16 protein-coding genes are annotated in these 15,078 nt (G+C 42.8%); 15 read left to right on the forward strand and 1 reads right to left on the reverse strand.

Annotation, left to right across the window (positions count from 1 at the left end):
• Positions 1 to 235: 235 nt before the first annotated feature.
• The 3 genes from OIT45_RS10855 (at position 236) to OIT45_RS10865 (ending at position 3,085) form a co-directional block, all read left to right on the forward strand.
• Positions 236 to 1,519 (forward strand): hypothetical protein, encoded by a 1,284-nt coding sequence (locus tag OIT45_RS10855; protein ID WP_199404829.1) that lies wholly within the window; start codon positions 236 to 238, stop codon positions 1,517 to 1,519.
• 915 nt (positions 1,520 to 2,434) lie between these two features.
• Positions 2,435 to 2,710: a hypothetical protein gene (locus OIT45_RS10860; RefSeq protein ID WP_199404828.1), complete on the forward strand. Its 276-nt coding sequence runs from the start codon at positions 2,435 to 2,437 to the stop codon at positions 2,708 to 2,710.
• Between the two features lie 9 nt (positions 2,711 to 2,719).
• Positions 2,720 to 3,085: a TIGR02328 family protein gene (locus tag OIT45_RS10865; RefSeq protein ID WP_199404827.1), complete on the forward strand. Its 366-nt coding sequence runs from the start codon at positions 2,720 to 2,722 to the stop codon at positions 3,083 to 3,085.
• Positions 3,086 to 3,272: 187 nt separating this feature from the next.
• Here OIT45_RS10865 and OIT45_RS10870 read toward each other — a convergent pair whose 3' ends face one another.
• Entirely contained in the window at positions 3,273 to 4,508 is a 1,236-nt protein-coding gene (locus tag OIT45_RS10870; RefSeq protein ID WP_199404826.1) for an IS110 family transposase, read from the reverse strand.
• Between the two features lie 360 nt (positions 4,509 to 4,868).
• Here OIT45_RS10870 and OIT45_RS10875 point away from each other — a divergent pair, with 360 nt between their 5' ends.
• The 12 genes from OIT45_RS10875 (at position 4,869) to OIT45_RS10930 (ending at position 14,992) form a co-directional block, all read left to right on the forward strand.
• Entirely contained in the window at positions 4,869 to 5,474 is a 606-nt protein-coding gene (locus tag OIT45_RS10875) for a DUF4190 domain-containing protein (RefSeq protein WP_264340076.1), read from the forward strand.
• Positions 5,475 to 5,611: 137 nt separating this feature from the next.
• Positions 5,612 to 6,247 carry a YfbR-like 5'-deoxynucleotidase gene (locus tag OIT45_RS10880; RefSeq protein WP_003608244.1) on the forward strand — a complete coding sequence of 212 codons (636 nt, stop codon included), beginning with the start codon at positions 5,612 to 5,614 and terminating at the stop codon, positions 6,245 to 6,247.
• A gap of 104 nt (positions 6,248 to 6,351) precedes the next feature.
• Positions 6,352 to 8,367 (forward strand): excinuclease ABC subunit UvrB, encoded by a 2,016-nt coding sequence (gene uvrB / locus OIT45_RS10885; protein WP_199404824.1) that lies wholly within the window; start codon positions 6,352 to 6,354, stop codon positions 8,365 to 8,367.
• A gap of 77 nt (positions 8,368 to 8,444) precedes the next feature.
• Entirely contained in the window at positions 8,445 to 8,876 is a 432-nt protein-coding gene (locus OIT45_RS10890; protein WP_003608246.1) for an acetyl-CoA carboxylase biotin carboxyl carrier protein, read from the forward strand.
• Positions 8,877 to 8,929: 53 nt separating this feature from the next.
• The gene (gene accC / locus OIT45_RS10895) at positions 8,930 to 10,306 is read left to right on the forward strand and encodes an acetyl-CoA carboxylase biotin carboxylase subunit (RefSeq protein WP_199404823.1); all 1,377 of its coding nucleotides are present in this window, start codon (positions 8,930 to 8,932) and stop codon (positions 10,304 to 10,306) included.
• Positions 10,303 to 11,148 carry an acetyl-CoA carboxylase carboxyltransferase subunit beta gene (locus OIT45_RS10900; RefSeq protein WP_199404822.1) on the forward strand — a complete coding sequence of 282 codons (846 nt, stop codon included), beginning with the start codon at positions 10,303 to 10,305 and terminating at the stop codon, positions 11,146 to 11,148. Before accC ends, OIT45_RS10900 begins: the two co-directional genes overlap by 4 nt.
• Positions 11,149 to 11,150: 2 nt before the next feature.
• Positions 11,151 to 11,921, forward strand: coding sequence for an acetyl-CoA carboxylase carboxyltransferase subunit alpha (locus OIT45_RS10905; RefSeq protein WP_199404821.1), 771 nt, complete (start codon positions 11,151 to 11,153; stop codon positions 11,919 to 11,921).
• Between the two features lie 197 nt (positions 11,922 to 12,118).
• A complete protein-coding gene (locus OIT45_RS10910; protein WP_199404820.1) occupies positions 12,119 to 12,676 on the forward strand; it encodes a hypothetical protein in 558 nt (185 codons plus the stop codon).
• A 119-nt stretch (positions 12,677 to 12,795) separates the two neighbouring features.
• Positions 12,796 to 13,014 carry a hypothetical protein gene (locus OIT45_RS10915; protein WP_199404819.1) on the forward strand — a complete coding sequence of 73 codons (219 nt, stop codon included), beginning with the start codon at positions 12,796 to 12,798 and terminating at the stop codon, positions 13,012 to 13,014.
• An 81-nt stretch (positions 13,015 to 13,095) separates the two neighbouring features.
• Positions 13,096 to 13,356 carry a transposase gene (locus OIT45_RS10920; protein ID WP_199404344.1) on the forward strand — a complete coding sequence of 87 codons (261 nt, stop codon included), beginning with the start codon at positions 13,096 to 13,098 and terminating at the stop codon, positions 13,354 to 13,356.
• Between the two features lie 2 nt (positions 13,357 to 13,358).
• The gene (locus OIT45_RS10925; protein ID WP_264330356.1) at positions 13,359 to 14,147 is read left to right on the forward strand and encodes an IS3 family transposase; all 789 of its coding nucleotides are present in this window, start codon (positions 13,359 to 13,361) and stop codon (positions 14,145 to 14,147) included.
• 356 nt (positions 14,148 to 14,503) lie between these two features.
• Positions 14,504 to 14,992: a 6-phosphogluconolactonase gene (locus OIT45_RS10930; RefSeq protein WP_242458318.1), complete on the forward strand. Its 489-nt coding sequence runs from the start codon at positions 14,504 to 14,506 to the stop codon at positions 14,990 to 14,992.
• The last annotated feature ends 86 nt before the right edge of the window (positions 14,993 to 15,078 follow it).

The following is a 15,078-nucleotide window of genomic DNA, read 5'->3' on the forward strand; positions in this document are numbered from 1 at the left end:
TATGTTTAGCGTAACCGGGGCGTTCGTCCAGCGATGATAATCAAAAAGGATTGTTGAGGTTTCGGACTTGATGACAAAAAGCATTCCGAAAGAAATTAGATTAATGTCGATTATCTAAGGCCCTGACTGTTTTATGGTCAGGAGCTTTATTTTTAGACGAACAGAAAATGATACAATTTTTTAAAGCGTTATAACCACATACAATGGACTGAGTTTGAAAGCTAGGGGGCTTTGTATGTACACGTTAGGTTATGCCATACTATATTTTCTGGCAAATATTACCATCATTTTGCCGTACGAAATGGTGTTACAAAATTACACAAATTCTGAATCCGGAACATATTTTTTAATGTTATTAATTGTTTATGGCGTTAGATCTGTGGCCGTTTGGGTACTGCCGGATCAAATTGTGACCGTGACCGGCCCGTTTATGAACTTAAGAAGTAGCGTTGCTGCTGCTTGTATCGGATTCATGTTAATGCCGTTTATCGAGTCGAATACTAAGGCGTTGGGCGTCCTTGTTGCAATTTTGCTGGGATATTCATCAGCAACTATTTGGCCACTTTTTCTAACGTACAAGTCTGAAGAGTTGTTTCGTCCGATAAAGCCAGCAAATTTACTAATTGATTTGTTGGCTATCGTTATTGCTCTTGTTATTCTGCAAGTTGTATTTCCAATGGATGTTAGCAGCGTTCTGCTGGGACTGCTATACTTCGCAACGTTGTTTATCGTGCCAAAGACTGATGGCAATAATTTGGTAGCAGATGGTAAGGCCATAGCTCTAGTTCTGGCTGTCGTGTTATTGGACTTCATCGCCCGTGTTGGACTTGCATCGCCAATGTTAAATGCTAGCCAAACAGTATTTGAAGAAAAGTTGGTCATCGGAATGCTACTAACTTTGTCTGTCGTTGTCAGTTTCTTGGCCGTATTGGAGTTTGGGCGGCTTAGGCATTCTGAATTGTTTTTCGCAACAGTGTTAAGAGGTCTTGTAATGGCGTATGTGATGTTGTTTATGCCACTGATACTTACGTCAATGATTGGTTCAGAAAATGCGACTTTCATCACGTACGGCTTATATATTGTCGGTTTTGAGGCGGGCGGAATAATGAAAAATAAGCTGGCACATAAAAAGCGTCTATTCATTTTGGGCGCTGGCTTCATAATTGGCTTTTTTCCGAATCCCGTGATAAAATTATTGGCTAGTTTACTTTTGGCAACATTCGTCGGTAGTATTAATCATGATCTTAACCAATTTCACATTCAAAACGGTCGCCGGCTTTCCTTTGAAGGTATTACTCATAAATATAAAGTCTCCAATTTGGGTAACCAATTCTTTTATATCATTTTTATTGCAAGTACGTGTGGCCTGGCGTTTTTTGGAACTGAGTATCCGGTAAAATTCTTCCAAGGAGCACTTTCAGAGCAAACAGCGCAATTATTTTCAATAGTGATGAACGCCGTGACAGGCGTAGTTTCTAGCTGGTTATTGTTCAAGGCTACAAAGAAAAAACTTGAATAGAACTCAATTTAGAAAAGGGGGCAATGGCCACATGGGACTTTTTTTCTAGTATGATAAAATATAATAACAGGAGCATTTTGTTCGCAAAGAAACTGGTCAGAGTATTTTACGGTAACTTAGATAGGCTTTGGTAAGCAGTTTGGTCCATGCTTACTTTATGTCTAGAGGACAAGTTAAAATTACCGTGTTTATCATATTATATCGAATTTAAAAACCTGGTGGAATGCGCACGCATTTCAACTAAAGATTTTACGTGAGTAGGAACCTCAATTGCCAGGGACCAAAAAGATATTTACCGCATTTTTAATTTCAAAGCTAGGCGAGCACACTGGAAGTTGCGGCAAGCGAATGTTTAGTGTTGCCAGAACACTCGAACTAAAATATCCAGATGTTACAACGGACATCAGAAAACTAAAATAACGATTTTGACGATTCCAGACATGGATACGTTCATTAACAGTTTGAAAGAATCATGGCGTCCTGCATACTCACTGTTCAAGTGATAGGTTAATTATCACCTTTGGAAACGTAAAAGACCTGTTGAGACAGAATATCAAGCATTAAAGGCTCTTTCTGAAATGGTTAAAGCAGGACCGATTAGTCGCGATGGAACCGGTAAACGGACGAAATACTTGGTTAGCCCAGACTCGCCAATCACTCGTAAAATGACCAACTTATTTATTAATACGGTGAATGATGCATTTATATATCAACACTAAAAAACGCACATCTCCCGCCGCCGTTAAAAAGATGAACTAATGTGCAGTATTAAGTTATCGAAAGCACCTAGCGCGCCTAAGCAAAAGATTTTAGGTTTCTGCGCCAATACTTTCGAGGTAACTATTACCGGTTTCATTTTTTATATAGGATAGAACAACACATTTACTTAGAATGTTAAATTAAGGAGAAAATAATATGGAAGATAAAAAATTACTAGTTCTTATTGGTCGCATCGCTAGTGTGATGTCTGTACTGATGTACGTTTCGTATATCCCACAAATCGTGGATAATCTATCAGGTCACGCAGGTGATCCAATACAGCCCTTTGTAGCTATGTTAAATTGTATCTTCTGGACCATTCACGGACTGTTTGGGTCGGACGGTCATACCCGTGACATGCCAATCGTAATTGCTAATGTACCAGGAATTTTGTTTGGATTTACAGCGTTCATTACTGTATTTATCCATTAGGAGGATGCTATGAGACTTTGGCACGAAGACCTTATTGAAAAGTTACCCCGGCAGCAATTACTAGGTCAACATCGAGAATGCTGCGCATTACGAGGTGGTGGCTGGGGCAAAAAACACGCAACGGTAAACTATGTTTTCAACTACTCGCCCTATAAACTGTTCCAGTATCACAGTAAAGTCATGAACGAAATGATTCTTCGCGGTTATTCTCCCAATACAGAGTGGTTTAACCCGCTATATCGTGGCTTAAAGGAGCCTCCCTACACGTCACTTGATCCAGTAGAACCGACAATTCCAATCTATCCTGATCATACGGATAGTTATTATCAAGAGTGCGTAGACAATCTTCTAGGTAAAGGCATTATTATACTATGAACTATACGTGCAGAATAGGAACCACGTTAAAAGCTAAGATATGTGGTCTTATGTCAAGAAGTTGATCAAGTAAACGTTGGTATATCAAACTCTAAGAATCCAATTTTAGACGCACTTTAATAAACCGCGAGTGTGTGTTTAATTCAACTCCGGTTTTCAGGAATTTATACATCTGGGTCTTATTTTTCTATACCAATTCCTCTTTTCTGTAGATTTGATGATTGCGGAGTAGAACGTCAATCACCCTAATTAGTTTTCTTGCGGTAAGCGAGATGGCTCGTTTGTGTGGTGTTCGTTTTGCATCACGGATTTTACTTTCGTAAAAGTGTTTGAACGTCGGATCATATCGCCTTACTGAATTGGCAGCTTCAATTAAGTAATAGCGTAAGTAGACGTCGCCAGATTGCGACATGGGAGTTATTTCTCCCTCGAACGAACCGGATTGGTTTTGTTTCCATGTCAGGCCAGCATATTTCGCTAGTTTGGCCTGATTTTCAAATCGTTCGATTTGTCCAATTTCCGCAATGACACCAGCAGCATAAACGGGTCCGATGCCAGGAATTGATTGTAAGATTTTAGATTCTTCAATGGTCTTCATCAATTTTTCTATATCCTTTTCAAGAATTTTGATTTGTTTTTCAAACGTACGGATTTCCGTCACGTATACCGAGAGAATAACATCAATCGAATTTTGGACTACGGCACTTAAACGGTATGACCCTTTTATGGCTTTCTGAATAGATTTAGCTAGCCGTTCGGGCTCTGCAAATCGTCCACGACCTTTCTCGTTTAGATATTTAGAAAGGTCTTCAATGGGCATTTCAGCCAATTCATCAACCGAAAGGTTGTCTGTTAATAAGCTCATCATAGTTGAACCAAATACAGAAGTATCTGCATCTCCTAGGGCTAACTTGTTTAACTTGTAGTACAGGTTTTCTAGAAAATGTTGCTTCGAACGGGACAAACTCTTCACAACCTCAAATCGTGATCGGGTGAGTCGTTGTAAAGCAACGTACTTCTCGTGTCGAACTATTCCGACGGAATAGCGGCCAACGCGAAGGAAATCGGCAATATAGAATGCATCAATTTGATCGTTTTTCGATTCTTCGAATATGCCTTTATATCGCGATGTTTTACGAGGATTAACAATAACTGTTTCAGTATCGAATTGTGCTAAATCGTCATCATTTTGAAAGAAGTAGGCGGGATGGAAGCTATACATCGATGTGGCCTCCATGCCGATTACAATCTTTTGATATTCACGTTGTGAATGAAGCTCAAGAATCACCTTCTTAAGCTCCGTTGCACCGTTCATATCATTAGCGAACTTTCCTCGAAAGAGGACGTTATCGTCCAATTCTGAGGTTAAGATCGCAACTTCGAGTTCCTTTGAACTGACGTCAATACCGACAAATAGTTTCATTTTTCATTGGCCTCCTTTCATGTGTACTGTCTGGTCTCAAGTTGGACATCCGCGTGATAACCCCTAATTACAATCACCTAACACATCCTCGCCTATAAGTATTCATAGGTTGATTCAATCTAAGCTACGCCCAGAGCTACTCAACTCTGGCAGACGATTCAATCGATACAGCATGTGGTTCGTGATTCCGATGATTGCCTGGGCGGCAGTCTTAAAAAGTAGTTAGAACTACAAGGAGAATTAGCCTATACCAGTTGACCAAAGCCAATGACAATTAGAGACTATCACTCGGAGTTCAACAAAGAAACTCAAACAATAAGATTTCATGTTAATTATTTTTATAATACGAGGAGACTTTTTATGGGAAAAAGAGATGAAGATAAGCTTTTGGGAATCATTGCGCTAATCCTAGCCATATTAGCTCTAACGATTTCCTGGATACCTATCGTCAATAATTTTGGTGGTATTCTCGCAGTGATAGGGATTGTTCTGGGAGGCCTAAGCCTATTTGTTAACCGAAGTCGCCAGAAGATTTTTGCGTCCATCTCGACTATTTTGTCAGTTATCGCACTAGTTATTGTACTAGTTACTCAAAGCCTATATGGGGCATCAATTGATAAGTTTACCAAGTCTATCGCAAAAACCACGGATTTATCTTTTAGTCTCTCTTCTTCAAAGAGGTCTGATAAATTTAAGTGGACAAATGACGACTACAACTCTTTGACAGTGGGTGACAAGACAACTGGCGTAGGTGGTGCTAATTACGAAGACATCATATCTAAGTATGGAAACCCAACATCGGTAACTGAAACTCAATCTGATGACCGTACAGTTCGCAAAGCTATGTGGTCACATAAAACATCAGACGAAGAACAATCTGTAGAGTTAACATTCGTGATGCAACAGGATGGATCGTACTCTTTGAGTAAAAAAGATGCATCAATTGATAAGAACTGGGACTTCTAATTATCAATACTACAAATTAGGTCTCCTAAAGGAGTCTTGACATCAGAGCCAGTCAATTTGACCTGGTTTTTTGCTTGCAAACATTAATCTAAACAAGTATGGTAGTAAAAATATATTTTTTGGGGAGGATGAATGGGATGGGGATGCATCAATACTTATCAGGTTTGAATGAACTTGAAATGATCACGCGCGCACCGGGGTACTTTAAGTATCAACCTCATTCAGTGGCCGCCCACTCATGGAAGGTTACCGAAGCTGCGCAATTCTTGGGTGACATTGAAGAACAAGCGGGTAATGACGTTAACTGGCGTATGCTTTACGAAAAGGCTTTGAACCACGATATTACGGAACGTTTTATCGGTGATATTCGCACACCAGTTAAGTATGCGTCAGCAACCTTGCGTCAAATGTTGGCTGATGTGGAAGACTCATTGTCAGATAACTTTGTAAAGACTGAGATTCCAGTTGAGTTGCAGGAAGCATACAAGCGTCGTCTTCACGAGGGTAAGGATGACACGCTTGAAGGACGTATCTTGTCAGTGGCTGATAAGGTTGACTTGTTGTATGAAGCATACGGCGAATTACAAAAGGGTAACCCAGAGCCTGTGTTCTTGGAAATTTACAAGGAAAGCTTGGAAACGATTTTCGCTTTCCGTGACATGCCAAGTGTGGCTTACTTTATTCGTGAGGTGCTGCCAGAGTTGCTGGACGAGCAATTTCCAGGTTCAGAACAATTACAACGCATCTACATCGGCATCTTCAATGCAAAGTAGTCATAAGTTGTTATAATGATAAATAGAGAAGTCCACTGTTCTCAGTGGGCTTTTGTGTTTGTTGAGAGAAAATAACTATTAATGCAGAAAGTGAGTAGGCGAATATGATTAATCGTGATGACAGCCATACCTACGAGGTTGTGTCAAAGTATGAGCCAACTGGGGATCAACCCACAGCTATTGATAAGCTGGTAACTGGCTTGAAGAATGGCGTTAAGGAACAAATCTTGTTGGGAGCAACCGGAACTGGAAAAACCTTCACCATTTCAAACGTCATTGCCCAGGCCAATAAGCCAGTTTTGGTTTTGTCACACAACAAGACCTTGGCGGGCCAATTGTATGGTGAGTTCAAGGAATTCTTCCCAAATAATGCGGTTGAGTATTTCGTGTCTTACTATGATTACTACCAACCCGAAGCGTATGTGCCATCTTCTGACACGTATATTGAAAAGGACTCATCAATTAATGATGAAATTGATAAGCTTCGTAATTCAGCGACGGCATCATTGTTGGCGCGTAACGACACCATCGTGGTGGCTTCAGTGTCATCTATCTTTGGTTTGGGTAGTCCTGAACAATATAATGATCACGTTATTAACGTTCGTGTTGGTGACATTATCGAGCGTAATGATTTGATGCGTCGCTTGGTTGATATTCAATTCCAACGCAATGATATCGACTTCCAACGTGGTCGTTTTCGTGCGCGTGGGGATGTTTTGGAAATCTTCCCAGCGTCATCTGACGCGAAGGCGATTCGCATTGAATTCTTTGGGGATGAAGTTGATCGCATTCGCGAAGTGGATTCGTTGACTGGTGAAGTGACGGCTGATTTGGATTTGGCAACCATCTTCCCAGCAACCCACTTTATGACCAATGATGAGATTCGTGAGCGTGCTTTGAAGACAATTCAAGCCGAGTTGGACGCCCAATTGAAGGTATTTGAAGAAGAAGGTAAGTTGTTGGAGGCGCAACGCTTAAAGCAACGTACCGAATACGATATTGAAATGATTCGTGAAATGGGCTTCACCAGCGGTATTGAAAACTATTCACGCCACATGGATGGTCGTGCACCGGGTGAGCCACCATTTACGTTGCTCGACTTTTTCCCGGATGATTTCTTGATTGTTGTCGATGAGTCCCACGTGACGATGCCACAAGTACGTGGTATGTATAAGGGTGATCGCGCCCGTAAGGAAACGTTGATTGATTACGGATTCCGTTTGCCATCAGCGTTGGATAACCGTCCGCTCCGTCTGGATGAGTTTGAAGAACACGTTGACCAAATTATCTACATGTCAGCCACACCGGGTGATTATGAAGAAGAGCGTGTGTCAAACAAGGATGTTGCGCAACAAATTATTCGTCCAACTGGTTTGTTGGATCCTGAAATTGAAGTGCTCCCGGTTATGGGGCAAATTGATGATTTGTTGGGTGAAATTAACGAACGTGTCGCCAAAGATGAACGTGTCTTTGTGACGACGTTGACGAAGAAGATGGCCGAAGATTTGACGGACTATCTTGAAGACGTCGGTGTGAAAGTTAAGTACTTACACTCAGACATTAAGACGCTTGAACGAACTGAAATCATCCGTGATTTGCGTTTGGGTAAGTTTGACGTCTTGGTTGGTATCAACTTGTTGCGTGAAGGAATTGACGTGCCTGAAGTGTCATTGGTGGCCATTTTGGACGCCGATAAGGAAGGCTTCTTGCGCAATACCCGTTCTTTGATTCAGACGATTGGACGTGCAGCTCGTAACGAGAATGGTCACGTCATTATGTATGCGGATGATGTGACGGCCTCAATGAAGGAAGCTATGGATGAGACGGCCCGCCGTCGCGCTATCCAAATGTCATATAATGAGGAACACGGTATTACACCACACACCATTAAGAAGGAAATTCGTGGTTCGATTGCGGTCACCCACGAATCTGACGATGACAGCAACAAGTCTGCAAGCTTCACAGAAGTGGCTTTCAAGGATATGGCGCGTCTAGATCAAGAAGACATGATTGCCAATTTGGAAGATCAAATGCGTGCAGCAGCTAAGCGTTTGGACTTCGAAGAAGCAGCTAGCTTGCGTGATGCGGTGATGGAATTGAAGTTGCAACTTGGGGTTTAACTCCTTTTCTGCCCGAAAAGGCCTGTTGAGATGTGATATACTTGATATACGATGTTTATAGAAATTAGGGGTATATCATGAGTTTGAATTTAAGCGATATTCAAGCATTGATGCATGATTTTGAGCAGAGCTCATTACGTGAATTCAAGCTAGATACTGAAGAAACACATCTTTATCTCAGCAAGAACGACCAAGCACCAATTATGATGGCACAACAACCAGCTGCCAACGTGGCAACGCCGACTGACGAATCAGTTGTTGTGGATACAACGGTGACGATTAAAGCACCACTTGTTGGTACCGTTTATTTGGCCCCAAAGCCAGAAGCTGCGAACTTTAAATCAGTTGGTGACACAGTCGCTGTCGGTGAAACGGTGGCCATTGTTGAAGCCATGAAATTGATGACGGAAGTAAAAAGTGACGTTGCTGGTGTTATTACGGCTGTTAATGTCGATAATGAAGCTGTCGTTGGGTACGATGATATCCTGTATACGGTTCAACCGGCATAGTTTGAAAGGGGTTGGGAATTTTTCCAGCCTCTTTTCATTTGATGGAGTTAATTATGTTTAAAAAAGTTTTGGTGGCGAACCGTGGCGAAATCGCCGTACGCATTATTCGCGCACTGCATGAGATGGACATCAAAGCAGTGGCCATTTACAGTACGGTCGACAAAGAAGCGTTGCATGTGCAATTAGCGGATGAGGCAATTGCGGTTGGTGGACCACGACCTCAAGATTCATATTTGAATATGAAAAATATCGTGAGCGCAGCCTTACTAACAGGTGTTGATGCCGTTCACCCTGGTTATGGATTCCTGTCTGAAAATGCGATGTTTGTGAATATGTTGACGGATGTTGGCATCACGTTTATCGGACCACACGCAGAAACAATTGCCTTAATGGGTGATAAGGCGCAAGCACGTGAAACGATGCGTGCGGCAGGTGTGCCAGTCATCCCCGGTAGTGTTGGCACGTTGACCGATAGCGCCGAAGCAATTGCTGTTAGTGATCAAATTGGCTACCCGGTCATGTTGAAGGCTGCGGCAGGTGGGGGTGGTAAGGGCATGCGTTTGCTAAACAATCGTGAAGAGCTGGCGCAACAATTTGAGCGCGCACAGGCTGAAGCAAAATTAGCTTTCGGTTCAGCTGATATGTATATTGAGAAGGTGATGACAAATGTGCGTCACATCGAAGTCCAAATCATGCGTGATCAACAGGGTCAGACGGTCTTTTTCCCAGAGCGCGACTGTTCAATTCAACGTCACCACCAAAAGATGATTGAAGTATCACCAGCGGTTGGTGTCACGAGTGATATGCGTTCAGAGCTCGGTGCGTTGGCGGTCAAGGCGGCGAATGCCTTGTCTTACGAGAATACCGGAACGTTTGAATTCTTGGCTGACCGCGAGAATAACTTCTATTTCATGGAAATGAATACACGCATTCAAGTGGAGCACCCGGTTACCGAAGCGGTGACTGGTTTGGACTTGGTAAAGATGCAGATTGCCGTTGCAGCTGGGGAACCATTGCCAGTCCAACAACAAGATATTCAAATTAAGCAACACGCGATTGAAGTTCGTTTGAATGCTGAAGACCCGATGCATGATTTCCGGCCAAGCGCTGGCCAAGTCGACTTTACGTACTTGCCATTTGGTGGACCGGGCATCCGGTTTGACTCAGCGATGTATGCGGGTGATACCGTGCAACCTTACTACGACTCAATGTTGGGTAAAGTGATTGTTTCAGCGGATAACCGTGACGATGTCTTTAAAAAATTGTCACGTACGCTAGATGAAGTGGTTGTGCGTGGCGTTTCAACTAATCTAGCGGTGCAACGGGCATTGGTTAAGGATGAACGTGTCCACCAAGGCCTTGTACCAATTGATTTTGTAGAGACGGACTTTTTGCCTGCGTGGTCAAAGGAAGAGGTGCAAGCGCCATGACCCAATTATTTGATAATCAAGCTGATAAGTTTAAGCATGAGCCTAACCCAGAAGCGTTTGATAAGGTCCCGGCCGGTAGTTGGGTAACTTGTGCCTATTGTGGTGCCCAACAATACCAAGAAGAATTGGGTGAATACCTGGTTTGCGGTGTTTGTGGTTACGGGTTCCGCTTGGGGGCGCAACAACGCCTTGATTTGATGACGGATAAGTTTTCTGAATGGTACGCGGATGTTGAAATGACAACGCCGGACTTTCCAGGTTATCCTGAGAAACTTGCCAAGGCGCAAGCAATCACAGACATGAAGGAAGCGGTTATGACTGGTGAAGCGGTTATTGATGGACGACGAACTGCAGTTGCTGTGATGGATGCGCGTTTCATGATGGGATCATTAGGCGCGAAAACGGGTGAGAAATTGGCCCGCTTGTTCGACGATGCCACAGCCAAGCACTTGCCAGTTGTCCTATTTTCGGCTTCTGGTGGTGCGCGCATGCAAGAAGGTATTATGAGTCTCATGCAGCTTGCCAAGGTCTCAGGAGCCGTCGCACGTCATCGTGAAGCTGGTTTGTTGTATGTGGTCGTCCTAACTGATCCAACAATGGGTGGTGTGACAGCGTCATTTGCCATGGAAGGCGATATTATTTTGTCTGAACCACACGCTTTGGTTGGCTTTGCCGGCCGACGTGTTATTGAACAAACGATTCATGAAACCCTACCAAAGGACTTCCAACGCGCTGAGCACATGCAATCGAGCGGATTCATTGATGCGATTGTGCAACGCCCTGAGTTACAGTCATACATTGGAAAGTTATTGCGTGTGCATCAAGCACCATTGGAGGCGTAATCATGAGTGAATTAACACCAATTGAAATTGCGTGGGCCTCCCGTGAAGACCGTTTCTTGGCGCGTGATTTGATTGCTAATATCGTGACTGATTTTCAAGAATTTCATGGTGATCGTGCACAAGGTGATGATCCAGCCGTGATTGGTGGTGTGGGGATGCTCGGCGAGCAACCGGTCACGATGATTGCGATTAATCGTGGTGATGAGATGGCTGAAAAGCTTCAAACCCGTAATGGTTCACCTGAGGCTAGTGGTTATCGTAAGGCGTTGCGTCTGATGCAACAAGCTAACAAATTCAATCGACCAATCATTACGTTAATTAATACACCTGGTGCCTTTCCTGGTAAAACAGCGGAAGAAGGCGGCGTCGGCCAAGCAATTGCGGAAAGCATCGTGCAAAGCATGTCGTTCACCGTGCCGATGATTGCCATTATCTATGGTGAAGGTGGGTCAGGTGGTGCTTTGGCTTTAGCGACAGCGAACCAAGTTTGGATGTTTGAGCATTCTATTTATGCGATGCTGTCACCTGAAGGGTTTGCTTCGATTATGTTCAAAGATGCCAAGCGTGCACCAGAAGCATCAGAACTATTGGGGCTGACACCACAAGAACTTTTGGCGAAAAAGATTGTGGAACGCGTTATCCTTGAAGGCGATGATCGCGACCTGTTTTATGAAAACCTGCGTCGTGATTTGCTACAAACAATTGACAATTTGTTCCAGTTGGGTCCAGAAGAAATTAGGACGCAACGACAAATGCGATTTGATAAATACTAAAAACGAACCGTTTTGTAGACGCATGTCTGCTGAACGGTTTTTTCATACTCTCAGCACCTATGTTGATGTCTTAACTAAAAGAATTTTTAACGTTGGTAAGGAAATATCTAGCAACGGAGAAGTCGTGCTATCTTTGAGAAGCTTCAAAACACGTCCAGACTGGAATGACGTAAAAAGCTAGTAGATGGGGTTAGTATATGAACAATATCACGAAAAATGTAGCTATCATTTTGGTAACTGGTGTCATTGCAACTAGTGGCATGCAAACTAATTTATTGGTTTCAAATGCTGTTGCTGCTAAAGTGAGTACAACTAAGGACCGACCAATTACTTTGGATGGCGAAGTGTATCAGAATCTATCAGGTAAACAATTTGGTAAAAAATATAAGGGTAAGTTTGTTAAGTTTAATGGATTATTAACCTCGGTCCGTCCATACGCAAAAGACACCAAACGATTTAACCTTTCATTTACAGTTGGTGAAAATCGCGGATCAATGTTTACTGATTCGTCAACGCCTATATATATGATTGCTACTAAAAAACACATGACAAAGGAATGTCGTAAATTGATTTTGAATACTCGCAAAGATAAGGCTACTGGACTAGCTGACCCAGTAAAAGTAACTGTGATGGCAAAGGTTGAAGGATACTCGACTGTTAAGGATATGAAAGCGAAAAGTAAGGCATATCAAGGATATGCAGTGTACTTAACACCAGTTAAGGTGGCTGGAGAACAGGGTGTTTCTGAGCGTTGATAAGCAACTATTAGTTTTACTAAAATCAACCAATAAAATGGCATATTTTAAGCACGGACGTTTTCTATAATTGGACTGTATAAAATAGTATGCCGTCTAATTAAAATGAGGATGAACCAATGAAAATTATTGTTGCCGATAATTATGCTAAAATGAGCCGTTTAGCTGCCCATAAGTTGCTAGCAACGATGCTTAAGCCTGGTCGTGTAAATATGGCGATAACGGCCGGAAATACGCCTAAGGGAGTTTACGAGTTGTTGGTTGAAGAAGTTGTGGGACGTGATTATTATGAGAACGTTCATTTTTACAACTTTGATGAAGTGCCGGTCAACGGTTAGCCTGAAGGTGTGCTCTTATGATGAGATTCCGGACTAGTTTTTCTAGTTTGGTAAAATATCATCATAGGAGTATTTTTATTTATGGTTACACGTTATGAAGAGGACTTTAAAAAGTCCATCGTGGAGATGGTTAAAGCGGGCCGTCGGCCCGATGAATTATCCAAGGAATACGGTCCTTCAGCCGATTCAATTCGGAATTGGGTCAAAAAATATGCGCCTGTAGAAGTGAATGGCGAATCAATATCAGCTGATGAATTGAAGAAGTTGCGTAAGGAAAACGCAATTTTGAAAGAAGAGCTCGAAATTTTAAAACGTGCGGCGGTGTTGCTGGCAAAACATTAGTTTTGCGCGGTAGAAGTGTTGTTTTACCAATTATCCACAAAAATTTGGTACAGGGGCACCGCATCACACGCGTTCTGAGTGCTTTGAAAATTCCAATGTCCACTTACTCTGACTGGATCCATTGGGAGCCGAGCGCACAAGAAATACAACACAACAAATTGAGAATTGCCGTCGAATCAATTTACACAGCCAATAAAGGCATTTATGGTTATCGACGAATTGCTAAAACCATGCGCGACTTATTCAAACTAGCAATCAGCGACCGCTTTGTATGGCAATTGATGAGTGAAGCTGGCTTGAAATCGCGTATGCAAAAGCGATATAACAAGCCTACAACAGTCAATGACAAAGATCAGATGCCAAATCTCATTATCAATCTGGATGACCTAAGTGGCGTAATTACAACTGACATTACGTATATCCAGTTGACCGATAAGACATGGGTTTACATGGCTAGTGCATATGATCCGGAAGACCGTAAGGTGCTGTCGTATCGAATCGCAGATACGATGACAGCTCAACTAGCAACCTCAGTAATCGTTAAGGCGCTAAGACGAGGTGAAAAACCACTGTATGTGCATAGCGATATGGGAAGCCAGTATACCAGCGAATTGTTTGAAAATACACTGGAGTCCATAGGTATTAGGCACTCTTACTCCCGTAAAGGGCACCCTTACGATAATGCCCGCATCGAAAGTTTTCACTCGTTACTCAAGAGGGAGCTGATCTACCAACAGGATTTCGAGAGTATCGCTGATGTGCAAGCCGCTGTTGGATGGTACCTGGTATAACAACAATCGTATATCACTCCGTGATGCCGCCTAGACCAATTTCTAGATGATATAAACGCGATTATACAAATTTGCCTATACACCGGCGTTTACAAGCACTGACTTTGTGAAGTCCAAAAATCACTCTGACCAGTGCTTATTTGCTATACCCTCAGACTTGTGAAATTCAACAAAATCCAAACTAGACCACCGTAACTCCATAGCCTCCGGCAGGCACAGGGGCAAAACCCCTGGACCCCATTAAAAAATGACCCAAAATCTGTACGAAATCAGGTCATTTTGAAAAATTTTCGTGGTACGAGCCCTAGCGGGCTCTAAAAAGAGGTCCGGAGTCTTGACATCAGAGCCGTGTGACGATGACTAATTTACGTCGTCTATTCTTTACGCCGGCAAAGGTGTCTGAATCACAAATCGAGCGCCTGACACCTGAGAATTATCAAACGTGGGATGAAAAGCTTACAGCGGATGGTGGTTTGGACTTGATGTTGATGGGCCTTGGCGCTGACGGTCATTTCCTTGGTAACGTGCCTGGTGCCACCAAGTTTGGCAATCAGACATATCGCGTTGAAGCTGATGCGACACCAACCTTGCGTGAGGTGCTAGTTGACGAAGTTGGTGGTGATGAAAGTAAGGCACCTGACTTCTATGTTACGATGGGGCCACAGTCTGTTATGACCCAAGTGCGTGATGCTGTCATGATTGTGAACGGTAAAGGTAAGGCGGCGATGGTTAAGCAGGCTTTCTTTGGACCGGTCACAGAAGATGTGCCATCAAGTATTTTGCAGCTACATCCTAATTTCACGTTGATTTTGGATGCCGATGCGGCGAGCGAACTGAATCTATAATACAAATACAACCTCAGTGGCTGTTCTTGCGGCGATTGAGGTTGTATTTGTTTTTATCAACTGAAGCTCGTATACTGACTGAAACT

It is taken from the genome of Weissella sp. LMG 11983 (assembly GCF_025908495.1).
GTDB lineage: Bacteria > Bacillota > Bacilli > Lactobacillales > Lactobacillaceae > Weissella > Weissella fermenti.

Excerpts from the sequence above, each read along its gene's own strand:
- OIT45_RS10855 (WP_199404829.1), top strand. The coding sequence starts at position 236 with ATGTACACGTTAGGTTATGCCATACTATATTTTCTGGCAAATATTACC.
- OIT45_RS10860 (WP_199404828.1), top strand. The coding sequence starts at position 2,435 with ATGGAAGATAAAAAATTACTAGTTCTTATTGGTCGCATCGCTAGTGTG.
- OIT45_RS10865 (WP_199404827.1), top strand. The coding sequence starts at position 2,720 with ATGAGACTTTGGCACGAAGACCTTATTGAAAAGTTACCCCGGCAGCAA.
- OIT45_RS10870 (WP_199404826.1), bottom strand. The coding sequence starts at position 4,508 with ATGAAACTATTTGTCGGTATTGACGTCAGTTCAAAGGAACTCGAAGTT.
- OIT45_RS10875 (WP_264340076.1), top strand. The coding sequence starts at position 4,869 with ATGGGAAAAAGAGATGAAGATAAGCTTTTGGGAATCATTGCGCTAATC.
- OIT45_RS10880 (WP_003608244.1), top strand. The coding sequence starts at position 5,612 with ATGGGGATGCATCAATACTTATCAGGTTTGAATGAACTTGAAATGATC.
- uvrB (WP_199404824.1), top strand. The coding sequence starts at position 6,352 with ATGATTAATCGTGATGACAGCCATACCTACGAGGTTGTGTCAAAGTAT.
- OIT45_RS10890 (WP_003608246.1), top strand. The coding sequence starts at position 8,445 with ATGAGTTTGAATTTAAGCGATATTCAAGCATTGATGCATGATTTTGAG.
- accC (WP_199404823.1), top strand. The coding sequence starts at position 8,930 with ATGTTTAAAAAAGTTTTGGTGGCGAACCGTGGCGAAATCGCCGTACGC.
- OIT45_RS10900 (WP_199404822.1), top strand. The coding sequence starts at position 10,303 with ATGACCCAATTATTTGATAATCAAGCTGATAAGTTTAAGCATGAGCCT.
- OIT45_RS10905 (WP_199404821.1), top strand. The coding sequence starts at position 11,151 with ATGAGTGAATTAACACCAATTGAAATTGCGTGGGCCTCCCGTGAAGAC.
- OIT45_RS10910 (WP_199404820.1), top strand. The coding sequence starts at position 12,119 with ATGAACAATATCACGAAAAATGTAGCTATCATTTTGGTAACTGGTGTC.
- OIT45_RS10915 (WP_199404819.1), top strand. The coding sequence starts at position 12,796 with ATGAAAATTATTGTTGCCGATAATTATGCTAAAATGAGCCGTTTAGCT.
- OIT45_RS10920 (WP_199404344.1), top strand. The coding sequence starts at position 13,096 with ATGGTTACACGTTATGAAGAGGACTTTAAAAAGTCCATCGTGGAGATG.
- OIT45_RS10930 (WP_242458318.1), top strand. The coding sequence starts at position 14,504 with ATGACTAATTTACGTCGTCTATTCTTTACGCCGGCAAAGGTGTCTGAA.